General features: G+C 73.0%; 14 protein-coding genes. 8 read left to right on the top strand and 6 right to left on the bottom strand.

Going from position 1 to position 17,420, the window contains the following annotated elements; translation table 11 throughout:
* Nucleotides 1–65: 65 nt before the first annotated feature.
* The 5 genes from LV78_RS13975 to carA all read right to left on the bottom strand — a co-directional run bounded on the left by LV78_RS13975 (nt 66) and on the right by carA (nt 8,227).
* Nucleotides 66–1,727, bottom strand: a complete 1,662-nt coding sequence (locus LV78_RS13975) for an FAD/NAD(P)-binding protein (RefSeq protein ID WP_253845693.1) — start codon at nt 1,725–1,727, stop codon at nt 66–68.
* Nucleotides 1,724–2,728 (bottom strand): 2,3-diaminopropionate biosynthesis protein SbnB, encoded by a 1,005-nt coding sequence (gene sbnB, locus LV78_RS13970; protein WP_253845692.1) that lies wholly within the window; start codon nt 2,726–2,728, stop codon nt 1,724–1,726. Before sbnB ends, LV78_RS13975 begins: the two co-directional genes overlap by 4 nt.
* A complete protein-coding gene (gene sbnA / locus LV78_RS13965) occupies nt 2,715–3,683 on the bottom strand; it encodes a 2,3-diaminopropionate biosynthesis protein SbnA (RefSeq protein ID WP_308208719.1) in 969 nt (322 codons plus the stop codon). The genes sbnB and sbnA overlap by 14 nt, the downstream gene beginning before the upstream one ends.
* 100 nt (nt 3,684–3,783) lie before the next feature.
* On the bottom strand, nt 3,784–7,089 hold the full coding sequence (gene carB / locus LV78_RS13960; RefSeq protein ID WP_253845690.1) for a carbamoyl-phosphate synthase large subunit: 3,306 nt from the start codon (nt 7,087–7,089) through the stop codon (nt 3,784–3,786).
* A gap of 1 nt (nt 7,090) precedes the next feature.
* A complete protein-coding gene (carA, locus tag LV78_RS13955; protein WP_253845689.1) occupies nt 7,091–8,227 on the bottom strand; it encodes a glutamine-hydrolyzing carbamoyl-phosphate synthase small subunit in 1,137 nt (378 codons plus the stop codon).
* Between the two features lie 593 nt (nt 8,228–8,820).
* Here carA and LV78_RS13950 point away from each other — a divergent pair.
* Nucleotides 8,821–9,972 carry a cystathionine gamma-synthase gene (locus LV78_RS13950; protein WP_372494886.1) on the top strand — a complete coding sequence of 384 codons (1,152 nt, stop codon included), beginning with the start codon at nt 8,821–8,823 and terminating at the stop codon, nt 9,970–9,972.
* A gap of 225 nt (nt 9,973–10,197) precedes the next feature.
* On the opposite strand, the gene LV78_RS13945 is transcribed toward LV78_RS13950, so the two are convergent.
* Nucleotides 10,198–10,593 (bottom strand): MerR family transcriptional regulator, encoded by a 396-nt coding sequence (locus LV78_RS13945; protein WP_253845688.1) that lies wholly within the window; start codon nt 10,591–10,593, stop codon nt 10,198–10,200.
* Between the two features lie 64 nt (nt 10,594–10,657).
* On the opposite strand from LV78_RS13945, the gene LV78_RS13940 reads away from it, so the two are divergent.
* The 7 genes from LV78_RS13940 (at nt 10,658) to LV78_RS13910 (ending at nt 17,406) form a co-directional block, all read left to right on the top strand.
* Complete coding sequence (locus LV78_RS13940; RefSeq protein ID WP_308208711.1) at nt 10,658–11,464, top strand: alpha/beta fold hydrolase; 807 nt, start codon at nt 10,658–10,660, stop codon at nt 11,462–11,464.
* A gap of 25 nt (nt 11,465–11,489) precedes the next feature.
* Nucleotides 11,490–12,404, top strand: coding sequence for an NADP-dependent oxidoreductase (locus tag LV78_RS13935; protein ID WP_253845686.1), 915 nt, complete (start codon nt 11,490–11,492; stop codon nt 12,402–12,404).
* Nucleotides 12,405–12,435: 31 nt separating this feature from the next.
* Nucleotides 12,436–13,623 carry an MFS transporter gene (locus LV78_RS13930; protein ID WP_253845685.1) on the top strand — a complete coding sequence of 396 codons (1,188 nt, stop codon included), beginning with the start codon at nt 12,436–12,438 and terminating at the stop codon, nt 13,621–13,623.
* Between the two features lie 310 nt (nt 13,624–13,933).
* Nucleotides 13,934–15,178 carry a sedoheptulose 7-phosphate cyclase gene (locus LV78_RS13925; RefSeq protein ID WP_253845684.1) on the top strand — a complete coding sequence of 415 codons (1,245 nt, stop codon included), beginning with the start codon at nt 13,934–13,936 and terminating at the stop codon, nt 15,176–15,178.
* Nucleotides 15,171–15,926: a cupin domain-containing protein gene (locus LV78_RS13920; protein ID WP_253845683.1), complete on the top strand. Its 756-nt coding sequence runs from the start codon at nt 15,171–15,173 to the stop codon at nt 15,924–15,926. The genes LV78_RS13925 and LV78_RS13920 overlap by 8 nt, the downstream gene beginning before the upstream one ends.
* The gene (locus LV78_RS13915; RefSeq protein ID WP_253845682.1) at nt 15,923–16,339 is read left to right on the top strand and encodes a hypothetical protein; all 417 of its coding nucleotides are present in this window, start codon (nt 15,923–15,925) and stop codon (nt 16,337–16,339) included. Before LV78_RS13920 ends, LV78_RS13915 begins: the two co-directional genes overlap by 4 nt.
* Nucleotides 16,336–17,406, top strand: coding sequence for a zinc-dependent alcohol dehydrogenase (locus LV78_RS13910; RefSeq protein ID WP_253845681.1), 1,071 nt, complete (start codon nt 16,336–16,338; stop codon nt 17,404–17,406). The genes LV78_RS13915 and LV78_RS13910 overlap by 4 nt, the downstream gene beginning before the upstream one ends.
* The last annotated feature ends 14 nt before the right edge of the window (nt 17,407–17,420 follow it).

The raw sequence follows: 17,420 nt of genomic DNA, 5'->3' as shown, positions 1-17,420 counted from the left end.
TGTTGTGAGGGCAGTGGCCGTGCCCGGCGGGTTCGTGGCCACGGGTTCGGGGGACGGGCCGCCGGTCAGCGGGACCCGTCGGGGGCGAGCGCGGGGACCAGCACCCGGTCGAGGTCGGTCAGGGCCCTGGACCACGCGCCCGGCGAGGGCACGTAGTGGTTGTAGTAGCTGGCGCCCTCGGCGGGCGGGCCGAAGACCGCGACCGCGCTGCGACCGCCGCCCTCGCGCGCCGTGGCGAAGCCGTCGCGGTCCAGCAGCAGGCGCGCCGACCGGTCAGGGCCCACCTCGGCCCACGAGCGCAGCGCCGCGCCGACCGGGTCCAGCGGGTCGTCCGGCAGCGGCCAGGAGATGTTGGCGCGCACCACCCGGTCGACCGCGACGCGCGCGGGCCGCCCCAGCGCGGTGGACACCAGCGCCCACCCCAGGCCGTCCCGCTCCAGCCGGGGCGCGGGGCCGGGCGCCAGCTCGACCACCCCGGCCTCGACCAGGTGCAGCAGCTCGCGGATGCGCTCCTTCTGCGGGCCGATCACCGTGCGGTTGATCAGCGCGGCCCACTCGTCGGCGAACTGGCGGTGCGACTCCTCGGTCAGCCCCGGCGGGTCCAGCGCGGCGCGCACGCTCTCCCGGTGGTCGCGCAGCACCTCCAGCGCCTCCTTGAGGGCGCTCGCGCCCAGGCCCAGCTCGGCCTCGGCCAGGTCGGCCCGCGCGGCGGCCAGCACGTCCGCGCGGAACCCGTCGTGGTCGGCCCAGGTGAGCGGCTCGGGGGTGGACAGCGCCCGCTCGACCTCCGCCACCCGCTCCGGCGCGGCCACACCCAGCCTGGCCAGCGCCTCCCGCAGCACCAGCGGCGCCACGTCGCGCCGGAAGTCCAGCCGCCCGTCCGGGGCGCGCTCGCGCAGGGCGTGCACCGCCTCGGGCGTGAAGTGCGCGGCGGGCGCGGCCACCCGGCCCTCCACGGCGCGGGGGCGGGCGCGCGGCAGCCACCCCGCCCGGTTGGCCAGCACGATCCGGGGCTCGCGGCCCGACGGGGTGTAGCCGTCCTCGCCGAACACCCCGCCCCGGCCCGAGGTCAGCGCCGCGATGACGTCCATCGCGGTCAGCCCGGTGCCCAGCAGCGCGACCGTCGAGCCCTCCGGGATCGCGTCGACCCGCTCGGGCAGCGGGTAGGGCACGTCCACCGGGTCGGTCCCGGTCGACGGCGCCGGGTCCACCAGCCCGTGCCCGGTGGTGACCAGCGCCAGGTCCACCCGGTGGGTGCTCCCGTCGTCCAGCGCCACCACCGCGCCCGCCCCGTCCGGCCGCACGTCCACCGCCACGGCGGGCAGGTGCCGCGCGGTCAGCCTCGGCGGCAGCCGGTCGAGCAGGTCCCGCACCGCCCACTGGAGGTACTCGCCGAGCAGGCGCCTCGGCAGGAACTCGTCGAACCGCACCGGGCCGTGGTGCTCGCGGCACCACTCCAGGAACCCCGGCCCCCCGGTCACCGGCGCGCCGGGCACCATCCGCTCGTCGGAGAAGATGGTCAGCTGCGCGGCGATCGTGTTGAGCAGCAGGTAGTCCGGCTGCTTCACGTCGTGCGCGCCGACGCCCAGCTCGCCCGGCTCGACCAGCAGCAGCTCCACCGGCGGGCCGTCGGCTCGGGTGTGGCTGATCACCCGCTCCAGCACCGAGAGCCCGCGCGGGCCCACGCCGATCACCGCGATCCGCACGGCGCTCACCTCGGCGCTCACCACCGGGTCGTCTCGCCGAAGAAGTCGGGCACGTCGATCGCCAGCCCCTGCGCGCGCGCGGCGAGCAGCACGTGCTGGCCCACCGCCAGGTCCAGCACGCCCAGGCCGAACGGCGACACCAGCACGCCGCGCGCCGGGTCGGGCAGCGCCCGGCCGCGCACCAGGTCCGCGATGGTGCCGGTGACGAAGTCCCGCCCGCCGCTGGCCTGCTCGGCCAGGTGCGGCGAGGTGTTCGCCTTCATGCAGTGCTCGACGTCGTCGAAGTAGTTCTGCGCGCCCAGCACCACCGACGGGGCGAAGTCGCGCAGGGAGATGTTCAGCACGACCTGCCCCGGCCGCACCGGCTGCTCGACGTGCGGGGTCGCGGCCGTCGTCGCGGTGACCACGGTCTGCGCCGCCAGCGCCTCACCGATCGAGGCCGCGCGCACGGCGTCCAGGCCCAGCTCGTCCTTCGCCAGCGCCACCAGGTTGTCGGCGGAGGGCTCGTGCAGGTCGAACACGGTCAGCCGGTCGATCCGGTAGCCGGTCGCGACCAGGTGGCGCACGATCGTCCTGGCGATCACGCCCGCCCCGACGATCGCGACCTGCCCGTCGCCGGGCACGTGCCTGGCCAGCGCGCGGGCGGCCACCGCCGCCGACGCCGCCGTGCGCGCCGAGCTGATCGACGCGGCCTCCAGCAGCGCCCTCGGGTAGCCGGTCGCGTAGTCGTTGAGCACCAGCACGGCGGAGGCGCGCGGTACGCCCGCGCGCACGTTCGCCGGGAAGCTGGAGATCCACTTGATGCCGGTGACCGGTTCCGGGTCGAGCTCCGCGAACGCCGGTAAGGCGATGATCCGCGCGTCCGGTTTCTCCGGGAACCGCAGGAAGTAGCTGTCCGGGTTGACCGTGCGGCCCTCGTCGTGGCGCAGGTAGGCGTCCTCCACCACGGCCACCACGTCGAGCACCGAGGTGTCCAGGACGTCCTTGACCACCTTGCCGGGCACAACCTCAAACGAGAACATCGCGCTGCCCCTCCTCCAGCGGGCGTGCCGCGCCGAGCGCGCGGTCCAGCCCGTTCTCGACCACCCAGTCGTCGTTGTAGACCGTGTCCAGGTACCGCTCGCCCAGGTCCGGCGAGATCGCCACGACGGTGTCGCCGGGGTCGATCCCCGAGGCCTGCGACCGGATCGCGGCCAGCACCGTCCCGGTGGAGCCGCCCGCGAGCAGGCCCGAGGTGCGGGCCAGCCAGCGGCACTCGCGCACCGTCTCGTCCTCGGGGACCAGCACGACCGCGTCCGGCGCGTCCGGCGACAGCAGCTCCGGCCGCCTGCTGGTGCCCAGGCCGGGGATGAGGCGCCGCTGGGGCTCGGAGCCGAAGTTCACCGAGCCGACCGTGTCCACCGCGACGATCCGGGTCTTCGGGCTGTGCGCGCGGAAGTAGTCGCACACGCCCATCAGCGTCCCGCCGGTGCCGACGCCGACGAACAGGTGGTCCACCCGCCCGAACTCCTCCAGCACGGCGGGCGCGGTCGTGCTCTCGTGCGCCAGCGCGTTGTTCGGGTTGGCGTACTGGTTGACCCAGAACAGGTCCGGCTCCCGCTCCAGCCGCTCCCGGATGTAGCTGATCCTGGAGCCGAGGAACCCGCCGTTCTCGTCGCGCTCCGAGATCACCACGACCTCGCTGCCCAGCGCGCGCATCACCGCGACCGCCGAGGTGTTCGAGTTCGGGTCCACCACGCAGGTCAGGCGGTAGCCCTTCGCCGCGCAGATCACCGAGAGCGCGACGCCCAGGTTCCCGGACGTGGACTCGATGATCCGCACCCGGTCCAGGTCGACGCCGGACAGCTCGGCCCCGTCGACGATGCTCCTGGCGGTCTTGAGCTTGATCGAGCCGCCCGCGTTCAACCCCTCCAGCTTGAGGAAGAGCCGGTTCAGCCCACCCACGCCGGATATCCGTAAGAAGACGTCATCCCGCACCAGGTCATAGACACGATCTGTGATCAACACGAGCCTCCATTGCGGGTTCACCTCGGTGTGGTCGGGCGGATCGGTGCGCCCGCCGTCCGGTGGGCACGGCCTACGCGCTCGGCAGGACCGCGAGCGGCGGCCCGCCGCCCAGCGGCGCGAGGTCGTACCCGAGCAGCCTGAGCGGGTCGCCACCGTCGGCGGGGTCGTCCGCCCCGGTCCGCCCGCGCTCGTGAACCCGTTGCAGCGGGGTGATGGTGAACCCGGTGGACGTGGCGGAGGCGAGCGCCTCCACCAGCGCCCGCAGTCCGGGCGCCGTCGTCACCACCGGGATGGACAGGTGCGCGGCGGCGGACCGCACGACCTTGGCCAGGGGGGTGCGGTCGAGCGCGACGACCAGCGCCACCCCGTCCTCCAGCTCCCGGCGGACGCCCGCCTCGGAGTGGTCCTCGGGGCCGACCACCTCCATGCCGTGCCCGCGCAGCGCGTCGAGCGCGGTCGAGCGCGCCCCGGTGGACGTGGCGTAGACCTTGCCGCCGGTGGGCAGCGCGACGCCCGCCGCCAGCTGGGACTTCGCGAACGCCGCGCCGAACGTGGCGTCCAGCCCCATGACCTCGCCGGTGGACTTCATCTCCGGGCCGAGCAGCGGGTCCACGCCCCGGCCCTCGGGGGTGCGGAAGCGGTGGAAGGGCAGGACGGCCTCCTTGACCGCGACCGGCCCGCCGGTCAGCGCACCGCCGTCCCGGTCGGGGAGCAGGCCCTCGGCGCGCAGCTCGGCGATCGTCGCGCCGAGCATGATCCGGGCCGCGGCCTTGGCCAGCGGGACCGCCGTGGCCTTGGAGACGAACGGCACGGTGCGGCTGGCGCGCGGGTTGGCCTCCAGGACGTACAGGACGTCGTCCTTGAGCGCGTACTGCACGTTCAGCAGGCCGCGCACCCCGATGCCCTCGGCGATGGCCAACGTCGAGCGGCGCACCGCCTCGACCACCTCGTCCCCCAGGGTGATCGGGGGGAGAACGCAGGCCGAGTCGCCGGAGTGCACGCCCGCCTGCTCGACGTGCTCCATGACGCCGCCGATGAAGACCTCGTGGCCGTCGTGCAGCGCGTCGACGTCGATCTCGGTGGCGTCGTCGAGGAACCGGTCGACCAGGACGGGGTGCTCGGGGCTGATCTCGGTGGCGCGCTCGATGTAGCCGCGCAGGGTGTCCTCGTCGTGGACGATCTCCATGCCGCGCCCGCCGAGCACGTACGAGGGCCGCACGAGCACCGGGTAGCCGATCCCGTCGGCGATCTCCTTGGCAGCGGCGAACGAGGTCGCGGTGCCGTGCTCGGGCGCGGGAAGCCCGGACGCCGCGAGCAGCGCGCCGAACTCGCCCCGGTCCTCGGCGAGGTGGATCGCCTCCGGTGGGGTGCCCACGACCGGGACGCCCGCGTCGGCCAGGCGCTGGGCCAGGCCGAGGGGGGTCTGGCCGCCGAGCTGGACGATGACGCCCGCCACGGTGCCGGAGGCGCGCTCGGAGTGCACCACCTCCAGGACGTCCTCGAAGGTCAGCGGCTCGAAGTAGAGCCGGTCCGAGGTGTCGTAGTCGGTGGAGACGGTCTCCGGGTTGCAGTTGACCATCACGGTCTCGTACCCGGCCTCGCGCAGCGCCATGGCCGCGTGCACGCACGAGTAGTCGAACTCGATGCCCTGCCCGATCCGGTTCGGACCCGAGCCCAGGATCAGCACCTTCGGCCGCTCCCGCTGCTCGGCGACCTCGGACTCGGCGTCGGGGTCCAGCTCGTACGCGGAGTAGTGGTAGGGGGTTCTGGCCGCGAACTCGGCGGCGCAGGTGTCGACGGTCTTGTAGACCGGGCGCACGCCGAGCCGGTGCCGCAGCGCCCGCACGCCGTCCTCACCGGCCAATTCGGGCCGCAGGGCGGCGATCTGCCGGTCGGACAGGCCCGCCCGCTTCGCCTTGCGCAGCAGCGGTTCGCCGAGCTCGTCCGCCGACTCCAGCTCGCCGCGCAGGCCGATCAGCCAGGCGATCTGCTCCACGAACCACGGGTCGATGCCCGAGGCCTCGTGCACCTGCTCGACGCTCGCGCCCAGGCGCAGCGCCCGGTCGACGGTGTACAACCTGCCGTCGTGGCCCGTGGTAAGCGCTTTCAGGTGCTCCGCCAAGCAGACGCCCTCGGGATCGGGCCGCGTCCAGAACCCGGCGTCCTCGGTCTCCATCGAGCGCAGCGCCTTGCCCATCGCCTCCACGAAGCTGCGCCCGATGGACATGGCCTCGCCGACGGACTTCATCGTCGTGGTGAGCGTCCGGTCGGCGCCGGGGAACTTCTCGAAGGCGAACCTGGGGACCTTCACCACGACGTAGTCCAGGGTCGGCTCGAAGCTCGCGGGCGTCTCGCCGGTGATGTCGTTGCGGATCTCGTCCAGGGTGTAGCCGACCGCGAGCTTCGCCGCGATCTTGGCGATCGGGAAGCCGGTCGCCTTGGACGCCAGGGCCGAGGACCGCGACACGCGCGGGTTCATCTCGATGACGACCATCCGCCCGGTGCGCGGGTCCACCGCGAACTGGATGTTGCAGCCGCCGGTGTCCACGCCGACCGCGCGGATGACCGCGATGCCCACGTCGCGCATGTGCTGGTACTCGCGGTCGGTCAGCGTCATCGCGGGCGCGACCGTCACCGAGTCGCCGGTGTGCACGCCCATCGGGTCGATGTTCTCGATGGAGCAGATGACCACGACGTTGTCGTTGCGGTCCCGCATCAGCTCCAGCTCGTACTCCTTCCACCCGAGCACGCTCTCCTCGACCAGCACCTCGGTGACCGGCGACTCCGCCAGCCCCGACCCGGCGAGCCGCTCCAGCTCCTCGGCGGTGTGGGCCATGCCGGAACCCAGGCCGCCCATGGTGAACGAGGGCCGGATCACCACCGGCAGGCCCAGCTCGGCGACGGCGGCGCGGACCTCGTCCATCGTCCGGCACACCGCGCTGCGCGGGACCTCGGCGCCGATCTCGCGCACGATGTCCTTGAAGACCTGCCGGTCCTCGCCCCGGTTGATCGCCGCCACGTCCGCGCCGATCAGCTCGACGTCGTACTTCTCCAGCACGCCGCGCTCGTGCAGCGCGATGGCCGTGTTCAGCGCGGTCTGCCCGCCGAGCGTCGCCAGGACCGCGTCCGGGCGCTCGGCGGCGATGACCTTCTCCACGAACTCCGGGGTGATCGGCTCGACGTAGGTGGCGTCGGCGAACTCCGGGTCCGTCATGATCGTGGCGGGGTTGGAGTTGACCAGGGAGACCCGGATGCCCTCCTCGCGCAGCACCCGGCACGCCTGGGTGCCCGAGTAGTCGAACTCGCAGGCCTGGCCGATCACGATCGGGCCGGACCCGATCACCAGCACGTGCTTGAGGTCAGTCCTCTTCGGCATGTCAGCGGGCCCCGCTCGTCAGCGCCGCGTGGCGGGACATCAGGTCGCAGAACTCGTCGAACAGCGGCGCCGCGTCGTGCGGACCGGCCGCCGCCTCCGGGTGGTGCTGCACGCCGAACGCGGGCACGTCCAGCGCGCGCACGCCCTCCACGGTGTTGTCGTTGGGGCAGAAGTGGCTGATCCGGACCCGGCCGAAGTCGGAGCCGAACTCCTCGCCCGGTTCGCCCTCCAGGGCGAAGCCGTGGTTCTGCGCGGTGATCGCGACCCGGCCGGTGGCCACGTCGATCACCGGGATGTTGATGCCCCGGTGGCCGTAGCGCATCTTGTAGGTCCCACGGCCCAGCGCGCGGCCGAGGATCTGGTTGCCGAAGCAGATGCCGAACAGGGGAATCCCGCGCTCCAGCACGGACTTCGCCAGTTCGACCGCGTGGTCCTGCGTCGCCGGGTCGCCGGGGCCGTTGGACAGGAAGACGCCGTCCGGCGTGAGCGCCAGCATGTCGTCCACAGTGGACTTGAGCGGCAGCACGTGCACCTCGGCGCCGCGCGCGGCCAGCATCCTGGGGGTGTTCGCCTTGATGCCCAGGTCCAGCGCGGCCACCCGGAAGCGCCGCTCCCCGCGCGCCGCCACGACGTACGGCTCCGGCGTCGACACGTCGCCGGCCAGGTCCGCGCCCGCCATCCCCGGCGACTCGCGCACCAGGTCGACGAGGTCGGCGGTGGGCGCCAGCGCGTCCCCGGAGAACACCCCGGCCCGCATGGCGCCGCGCTCGCGCAGGTGCCTGGTCAGCATCCGGGTGTCCACGCCCGAGACGCCCACGACGCCCTGCCGCTCCAGCTCCTCGTGCAACGACCGCGTCGCGCGCCAGTTGGACGGCGTCCGCGCGGGGTCGCGCACCACGTAGCCCGCGACCCGGACGCGGCCCGACTCGTCGTCCTCGTCGTTCCAGCCGGTGTTGCCGATCTGCGGGGCGGTCTGCACCACGATCTGCCGGTGGTACGACGGGTCGGTCAGGGTCTCCTGGTAGCCGGTCATGCCGGTGGAGAACACCACCTCGCCCAGGCGGGAACCGACCGCGCCGTAGGACTCACCGCGGAAAACCCGACCGTCTTCGAGAACCAGTGCCGCGTCGATCTGCACACCGCCTCCAGGCACGCTGAGTCGACGCGCCGGACGTGCCGACGCGTGTGAACGGATTTGACCGGAAATAGGAATGACTACTGCGCCGTGCCCGCGGCGAAAGCGGTTGGTCCGCCCGCGTTCGAGCGCAGGTGAATCTACTCAGCTACCCCCCGAGCGGTGCACAGCTTATTCCCCAGTGGTCCCGACTAGCAGCGGGACGAGCGCCAGGCTAGCAGCGGTTTTTGCCACGGGGAAGGTTGGCGAAAGGCCTAGTGGCTAATCGAATGACCTTGATCGGGGGGAGTCGGCGGATTAACTCCAACGGAGCTAGACCCGGCCTCGCGGTCACCTGCGCGCGCCAGTGCGCTGCGCCTCCCGGTCCACGTTCCCGCTGCTCCGAACGGCTCCGTCCGATCGGTGCGAACGCATCACGCCCCTACAAACAGCATGCTTCGGCTGCTCGGGTTCCCCTTCGTCATACCGCTGAAACCTGCGGGTGGGACACTCCGCGGCCCCGCCTCCGGGTGGCGGTGATTGCCCATTGCGGCTGAGTCCGACACAGGTCGTCCCACTCCGTGGTTGGCCTTGTCCGCGACGGATAAGCTGTGCTCATGACAGAAATGGGTGATCGCGGGTTCGCGACCAGGGCTATCCACGTCGGACAGGATCCGGACCCGGTGACCGGATCGGTCATCGTCCCGATCCACGCGACCTCCACTTACGCGCAGGACGGGGTCGGCGGTTTACGCGGCGGTTTCGAGTACTCGCGCACCGGAAATCCCACGCGCGCCGCGCTGGAGCAGTGCCTCGCCTCGCTCGAATCCGGCAGGCACGGTCGCGCGTTCGCCTCGGGGATGGCCGCCACCGACACCGCCCTGCGGACGCTGCTGCGCCCCGGCGACCACGTGGTGATCCCGAACGACGCCTACGGCGGCACGTTCCGCCTCATCGACAAGGTGCTGCGCCACTGGGGCATCGACTACACGCCGGTGGCCCTGTCCGACGTCGACGCGGTGCGCGCGGCGCTGCGCCCGAGCACCAAGCTGATCTGGGTCGAGACCCCGACCAACCCGGTGCTGCGCATCGCGGACATCGCGCTGCTGGCCGAGCTGGCGCACGACGCGGGCGCGCTCCTGCTGGTGGACAACACCTTCGCCTCGCCCTACCTGCAGAACCCGCTGGAGCTGGGCGCCGACGTCGTCCTGCACTCCACCACCAAGTACATCGGCGGCCACTCCGACGTGATCGGCGGCGCGCTGATCACCTCGTCCGACGAGCTGGACAGCGCGTTCGGCTTCCTGCAGAACGGCGCGGGCGGCGTCCCCGGCCCGTTCGACGCGTGGCTGACCCTGCGCGGCGTGAAGACCCTCGAAGTGCGCATGGAGAAGCACTCCGACAACACCGAGCGGATCACCGAGGCGCTGCTGCGGCACCCGAAGGTCACCGGCGTCTTCTACCCCGGCCTGCCCGAGCACCCCGGCCACGAGATCGCGGCCAAGCAGATGCGCCGATTCGGCGGCATGGTCTCGTTCACCGTGCGCGGAGGTGAGGAGGAGGCCCTGCGCGTCTGCTCGCGCACCAGGCTGTTCACCCTGGCCGAGTCGCTGGGCGGCGTCGAGTCCCTGATCGAGCACCCCGGCCGCATGACCCACCTGAGCACGGCGGGCTCCCCGCTCCAGGTCCCCGCCGACCTGGTGCGGCTGTCGGTGGGCATCGAGTCGGCCGACGACCTGGTGGAGGACCTGCTCCAGGCGCTGGCCTGAGCCCCGGAGCGGCGGCGGGCGGCGGTCCCGCACCCGCCGCCGCTCGGACCGGGCGAAGGCGAAAGCCTTGTCCCCCAAGCGTTCGAGGCCCCCTCGGGGGGGGGCGTGTCCGCGCTGTCCGCCCGCGCGAGGCCCCCTGATGGCGTGCCCGGTCTCCGCTCGTGCGGTTCCGCCGCGCCACGGGGGAGGGCGTCGTCGACCGTCCCCCGAAGCGCCGGACCGCCGCTAGGCGCTGCGCGCCGGTTCCTCCACCGCGCCGAGCGGGTCCGAGCCCGCCCCGGACCGGGACAGCATGTCCAGGATGACCTTCTTCGACCGCCCGACCTGCGCGAGCGTGGCGTCCAACCGCTGAACCTCGCCCATGAGGGTGTTCACCAGGTTCGGGCAGGGCGTCACGCGCGGCGTGGCGTCCAGGGTGCAGGGCAGCAGCTCGTGCACCGTCTTGAGGGTCAGCCCGGCGCCCAGCAGGGCCCTGATCCGCAGCACCGTGTCGATGTCGGCGTCCCGGTAGTGCCGGTACCCGTTGTCCGTCCGAGTGGCCTCCAGGAGGCCCTGCTGCTCGTAATACCGAATTAACCGAGTGCTCACGCCGGTGTACTCCGACAGCTCTCCGATCAGCATCTTCACATTCCCCCAGTTCTAGGCCTTGACCTTCCAACTGATGCTAACCCTTAGCTTTCAGCCTGTGAACGCACCGAACATCCCCGGTACCAGCCTCTCCTACGACACGCACGGCGAGGGCGGTGTCAGCGTCATCGCGCACGGCGTCCAGACCATCGCGGGCCACTGGTCCGCCGTCGCGAGCGGACTCCCCGGCCGGACCCTGGTCGCCAACCGCAGGGGCAGGGCGGGCAGCGGCGAGCTGGGCCCCGACTACGCGCTTGGCACCGAGGTCTCGGACCTGAACCGGGTCCTGGACTTCGCGGGCCCCAACGCGGTGCTGGTCGGCCACAGCTACGGCGGCGCCATCGCGCTGCTCGCCGCCGCCGAGCGCGAGGACCTGGCGGCCCTGGTGCTCTACGACCCCGTGCTGCCGCTGGACAAGTCCGCCAACGCCGCCACCCTCGACCGCATCGACGCCGCCCTCGCGAAGGGCGACCGCGACGAGGCGTTCCGGGTCGTGCTCGCCGAGGTGGTCGGCGACAGCGCGGAGAACATCGAGGCCTTCCGCACGGGCGCGCCGGACGACTGGGCGGCCATGCTGGAGCTGGTCGAGTCCACCCGCGCCGAGCTGGCCGCGCTCAACGACCTGGAGTTCGACCCCGCCGTCCTGGACAAGATCACGGTGCCGACCACGGTGCTGCTCGGCGAGCTGAGCGACCGCGAGCCGCTGGCGTTCGGGCCGACCTCGCGCCTGGTCGTCGACCGGGTGCCGGACGCCGAACTGGTCGTGCTGCCCGGCCAGCACCACGTCGCGCACGCCCAGGCGCCGGAGCTGCTCGTCGAGCGCATCGCCGCGGCCCGCGGCGTCGCCCCGGTGCTGTCCGCCTGATCCCACCACTCCCGGAGGAGGAGCCATGCGCGCGATCCTGTTGCGCGAGTACGGGGAACCGGAGCTGCTGGGCACGGGCGAGCTGCCCGACCCGCGCCCCGCGTCCGGCCAGGTGCTGGTGCGCACCACCGCCGCGGCCGTCAACCCCGTCGACCTGGAGGTGCGCTCCGGCGCCCACGCCGCCAACGTCCGCCACCCCTTCCCGCTGGTGCTGGGCTGGGACCTGTCCGGGACCGTGGTCGAGGTCGCCCCGGACGTCACCCGCTTCGTGCCGGGCGACCGGGTGGTGGCCATGTCGGCGCAGATGGCGACCGGCGTCGGCACCTACGCCGAACTGGTCGCGCTCGACGCCTCGATCGCCGCGCCCGCGCCGCACAGCGCGCCGCTGCTCGACGCTGCCGGCCTGCCGCTGGCCGGGCTCACCGCGCACCAGGCGCTGGACGTCCTGGCCGCCGAGCCCGGCGCGCGCGTGCTCGTCGCGGGCGCGGCGGGCTCGGTGGGCGCCGCGGCCGTGCAGCTGGCGCTGCACCGGGGGTTGCGGGTGGTCGGGCTGGCCCGCCGGTCCGACGCGGACTTCGTGCTCGAGCTGGGCGCCGAGGAGGTCCTGGTCGCGGGCGAGGAGCTGCCACGAGGCGCGGTGGACGGCCTGCTCGACGCCGCGGGCGTCCCCGGCGCGGTCCGCGCGGTGCGCGACGGCGGTGTGGCCGTCTCGATCGTGCCCACCCGGCCGCCGGTCGCCGAGCGCGGCGTCGAGGTGCGCATGTCGTTCGTCGAGCAGGACGGCGAGCAGTTGGAGCAGCTGTGCGCCTTGGTCGACAAGGGCGTGCTGGCGCTGCGGACCGGCGAGGTCCTCGGCTTCGCCGACGCGGCCCGCGCCCACCGGACCCTGGCCGGCGGTGGCAGCAGGGGCAAGCTGCTGCTCGACCCGGCGCGGGACTGACGCCCCCACCGGGGCGGATGCGGAGGCGGACGTGCCACTGTCCTTGTTCGCGCTGATGCTGTGCGTGCTGTGCGTGGGCACAGCCGAGTCCTCGATCGCGGGCATCCTGCCCGAGGTCTCCGGCGGTCTCGGCGTCTCGGTGCCCTCGGCGGGCCTGCTGGTGTCCGGCTACGCCGCCACCGTCGTGCTCTTCGGGCCCGCGCTCACCGTCGTCACCAGGAAGGTCCGGGCCAAGCGCCTCGTGCTCTGGCTGATGGCCGCCTTCGCGGCGGGCAACCTGCTCGCCGCGACGGCGCCGGGCTACGGGCTGCTCATGACCGGGCGCGTGGTGTCCGCGCTGGCGCACTGCACTCTGTTCGCGGTGAGCATCGTCATCGCGGGCACCCTGGTCCCGCCCGGCAGGCAGGCCGCAGCCGTGGCGAAGGTCGCGCTGGGGCTGAACCTGGCCACGGTGCTGGGCGTGCCCCTCGGCACCCTCATCGGCCAGCAGTGGGGGTGGCGCGCCACGTTCTGGGCGGTGCTCCTGGTCTCGCTGGTCGCGACCGCGCTGGTCGCGGTCTTCGTGCCCGAGCCCGCGCAGGTCCCGCCGGCCTCGGTCGCGCGGGAACTGCGGGTGCTGCGCAGGCCGAGGGTGCTGGCGGCGGTCGCGGTGACCGTGCTCGCCAGCGCGGGTGCGTTCACCGCCTACACCTTCATCGCTCCTCTGCTGCTCGACGTCAGCGGGTTCGAGCCGGGGTGGGTGACCGGACTGCTGCTGGTTTTCGGGATCGGGTCGATCGCGGGCAACGCGATTGCCGGTAAAATCCCGGATAATTTTTTGATGCGCGCTGTCGTGGTGGTTCTCGGGGTGTTGACCGCGGTGCTGTTGGGGATATCCGCGGTGGCCGGTGTCAAATTTCTCGTCACCGCTGCGATGGTCCTCTTCGGGGTCGCCTACTTCGCGCTCATCCCGCTGCTCCAAGGGCGGATCATGGCCTCGGTGAGCGACGGTGCGCCCACGCTCGCCCTCGCGCTGAACATCGCGGCCTTCAACGTCGGCATCGCTGCGGGCGCCTGGATCGGCGGCCTGGTGATCGACGCTGGACTGGGGCTGCGCGCCGTCATGGTGGTGGGCTCCGCGCTCAGCGCGCTCGGGCTCGGTGTGGCACTGCGGGAGCTGCTCGTCGACCGGGCCGAGCGCACAGCCGCCATCCCGCCGGGTGGAGCGCTCGTCGGCTGATCGCGGAAACGGGCGAACCGGGCAGCGCGGACCACGTGGTCCGCGCTGCCCCGGTGCTGTTCGCCGGTAATGACCTGCGTTATTGGGAATGCACTCGGGGAACGCTTCGGTACGGCGCAGGTGAAGACGTTGCACGATCCCTGTCGACGGTCATAGAATTCGACCACTGGGGCTGAGTGGCCATTCTTGTTGCCACTCTCGATCGTTGCTGGAGCTCATCGCAACATCTTTGGTAAGCCCTTTCGAGGCAGAGTCGCCTTTTCTTGGTCATGGAAGAGCCCTTTGGCAGATCGGGTGAATCATGTTTTCTGTGCAGTCCTTCCGACAGCGCGGGGGCAAGGCCGCGGGCGCGGTTCAGGCAGGAGCGGGCCTGTTCGCCTACAGCAGGCAGGTCGACTCCTGGGTGGTCACCACCCAGAAGCCGGTGCGCTACGAGGTGCGCTTCTGCGACGACCTGTTCGCGCGGGGCAGCCGCGACCTGGTCGACGCGGGCGCCGGACCAGCGCCCGCCACGGGGCGCTCGCGCCGGTTCGTCGTCCTCGACGCCAACGTGGACCTGTTACACGGCGACGCCATCCGCGACTACTTCGAGCGCCACGGCGTCGAAGCGCGGCTGTGCGTCGTGGCGGCCAACGAGACCACCAAGGACTTCGAGACCGCGGCCAGGATCATCGCCGAGATCGACGACTTCGGCCTCGACCGCCGCCGCGAGCCCATCATCGCCATCGGCGGGGGCGTCCTGATGGACGTCGTCGGCCTGGTCGGCAGCCTCTACCGCAGGGGCACGCCGTTCGTCCGCGTGCCCACCACCCTCATCGGCCTGGTCGACGCGGGCGTCGGAGCCAAGACCGGCGTGAACTTCAACGGCCACAAGAACCGCCTCGGCACCTACCACCCCGCCGAGGTGACCCTCCTGGACCGAACCTTCCTGTCCACCGTGGACCGCAGGCACATCGGCAACGGCCTCGCCGAGATCCTCAAGATCGCCCTCATCAAGGACGCCGAGCTGTTCGACCTGCTGGAGGGACACGGCGAGCTCCTGCTGGAGGAGAAGTTCCAGGGCGTCACCGCCGTGGGCGCGCAGGTCGCCGACGCCGTCCTGCGCCACGCCATCCACGGGATGCTGGAGGAGCTCCAGCCGAACCTGTGGGAGGCCGAGCTGGAGCGGTGCGTCGACTACGGCCACACCTTCAGCCCCACCATCGAGATGCACGCCCTGCCCGCCCTGCTGCACGGCGAGGCGGTGTGCGTGGACATGGCGCTGACCACTGTGCTCGCCCACCGCCGCGGCCTGGTCACCACCACCGACCGCGACCGGGTCTTCTCCGTCATGCACCGGATCGGCCTTCCCAGCTGGGACCCGCTGCTGGAGCCCGAGCTGCTGGCCAAGGCGCTGGAGGACACCGTGCGCCACCGCGACGGGATGCAGCGGCTGCCCCTGCCCGTCGGCATCGGCGACGTCGGCTTCGTCAACGACGTCACCGCCGAGGAGATCGCCGCCGCCGTCGCCGAGCAGAGCACCCTCGGCCGCGTGAAGGCGACCGGCGTTGTCTGAGCAGGCGCTCCCCGTCCTGGTGGCCGACGTGCGCGGGGTGGTCGACATCGGCGGCGTCCACGGGGCCGAGGGAACCAGCCACTGGAAGGGCCTGGCGTCCCGGCGCGACCTGCGGGGCCAGTGGGAAGCGGTCGAACTGGCCAGGGTCCCGCCGGGCGGGGTCTCCGGCGAGCACCGCCACACCCGCACCGAGGAGGTCTACTTCGTCCTCTCCGGACAGGGGGAGATGGTCCTGGACGGGCAGCGGCACCGGGTGCGGGCGGGCTGCGCAGTGCTCACCGGCCTCGGCACCGTCCACGGGCTGCGCAACACCGGGAGCACCGATCTGGACTGGATCACCATCGAGGTCCTCGCCCCCGCCACCACCGACGTCCAGCAGGGCCGCGACACGACCGGCACGGGGTTCCCCCTGCCGAGGGGAGGGGCAGTGAACGCCGAGGTCCACGACCTGACCGGGGGACCGGTCGACACCGGGTCCGTCTTCACCGGACCGCTGCGCAGGCTCGCCGTGCGCGACATCGCCCCCGGCGAGCGCGCCCACGTCGTCGCCGACGGCGTCGAGCACACCCTGTTCGTCCTGTCCGGCGCGGGCCTCGCCACCGGCAGCCTCGGCGAGGTCCCGCTGCGCGCGGGCGTGTCCGTGACCCTGCCGCTGGGCACCGCCGTCGAGCTGATCGCGGGCGACGAGGGCCTGCGCCACTTCCACGCCGAGCTGGACGTGCCCGAGCCGCGCGGGGGTGGGCGGTGATCGTCAACCACGCCGACCTGCCCACCGCGCTGCGCGCGGGCCAGGTCCCGCACTCGACGTGGCGCTGCCTGGCCAGGCGCGGGATGCTCCACAGCGAGACCGAGGCCGTCGACCACCTGCGCGCCGCGCCGCGCCGCCAGGTCGTCCACCACGCCGACGACGTCGTCGAGGAAGCCCTCTACGTCGTGTCCGGCTCCGCCGAGCTGTCCGAGGGCGCGGCCACCGAGCAGCTGCGCCCCGGCCACGTGGTCCTGCTCGGACCCGACACCACCGCCCAGATCACCGCAGGCCCCTCCGGGGTCGAGCTGGTGAGCGTGCGCACCATGCCCGCGCGGGTCAGCGCCCTGCTGCCACCGCGCGTGCCCGAACTCCTCGACCACCCCACCGGACCGCAGGGGAGGAGCGGAACGTGACCACCACGGAGACGACCACCACGACCGGAACGGCCGAGTGGCCGACCGGGACGATGACGGCCGCGGCGCTGCGCCGCGTCGGCGACGTCGGCCTCGTCGAGATCCCCGTGCCCGAGCCGCTGCCCGGCACCGCGCTCGTCGAGCCGGTCCTGGTCGGCCTGTGCGGCACCGACCTCGAACTGCTGCACGGCAGCGCCGCCTACGTCCGCGACGGCCGCGTCCGCTGGCCGCACGTGTTCGGCCACGAGTGGGTCGGCCGCGTCGTCGCCCTCGCGCCCGGCACGAGCGCCCACGTCGCCGAGGGCGACCGGGTCGTCGGCCACACCATGATCTCCTGCGGCGTCTGCCGCGCCTGCCGCTCCGGCGGGCGCAACAACTGCTCGCGCCTGACCGAGGTCGGGCTCTACGGCCAGCAGGGCGCCGCCGCCCGCTACATCCGCATGCCCGTGCACGCGCTCAGCGCCGTCCCCGACGCGGTCCCCGACACCGAGGCCGCGCTCGTCGAGCCGACCGTGACCGTCATCGCCGGGCTGGAGGCCGTGCGCTGCGGCCCCGGCGACCGGGTGCTGGTGCTGGGCACCGGCACCATCGGCCTGCTGGCCACGCAGCTCGCCACCCGGCTCAGCGGCGCGGTGGACGTCGTCGCCGTCGACCCGGCGGGCGCCGAGCTGGCCCTGGGCCTGGGCGCCCGCAGGGCCCTCGCCCCCGACGACACCCCGCCCGGCGCCTACGACGTCGTCGTCGAGGCGTCCGGCGCCGACGCGGCGTTCCTCCAGTCGCTGCGGGCCGCCGCCGTCGGCGGCCGGATCGCGGCCATCGGCGTGCCCTCCACCTCGGTCGGCCCGCTGGACGCCTGCGACCTGGTGCTGCGCGGCATCAGCGTGCACGGCGTCCGGCACGGCCTCGACCACTACGACCGGGCCCTTGCCCTGTACGCCTCGGGCGCGCTGAGCGCGCGCGGCATGACCAACCCGCCCCTGCCGCTCGACCGCGTCGCCGACGCGTTCGCCGACCTCGCGCGGGCCTCCCGCCCCGCGCCCAAGGTCGTGCTCGCCCCGCAGGGCTGACCCGCAACCACACC

The organism is Actinosynnema pretiosum, from assembly GCF_024171695.1.
GTDB classification, from domain to species: Bacteria; Actinomycetota; Actinomycetes; order Mycobacteriales; family Pseudonocardiaceae; genus Actinosynnema; species Actinosynnema pretiosum.
This window is presented reverse-complemented; position numbering and strand designations above follow the sequence as displayed.

What these genes read in the sequence shown, in the direction of transcription:
- LV78_RS13945 (WP_253845688.1), bottom strand. Translation starts at nt 10,593, where the DNA reads ATGCTGATCGGAGAGCTGTCGGAGTACACCGGCGTGAGCACTCGGTTA.
- carB (WP_253845690.1), bottom strand. Translation starts at nt 7,089, where the DNA reads ATGCCGAAGAGGACTGACCTCAAGCACGTGCTGGTGATCGGGTCCGGC.
- LV78_RS13950 (WP_372494886.1), top strand. Translation starts at nt 8,821, where the DNA reads ATGACAGAAATGGGTGATCGCGGGTTCGCGACCAGGGCTATCCACGTC.
- sbnB (WP_253845692.1), bottom strand. Translation starts at nt 2,728, where the DNA reads ATGTTCTCGTTTGAGGTTGTGCCCGGCAAGGTGGTCAAGGACGTCCTG.
- LV78_RS13935 (WP_253845686.1), top strand. Translation starts at nt 11,490, where the DNA reads ATGCGCGCGATCCTGTTGCGCGAGTACGGGGAACCGGAGCTGCTGGGC.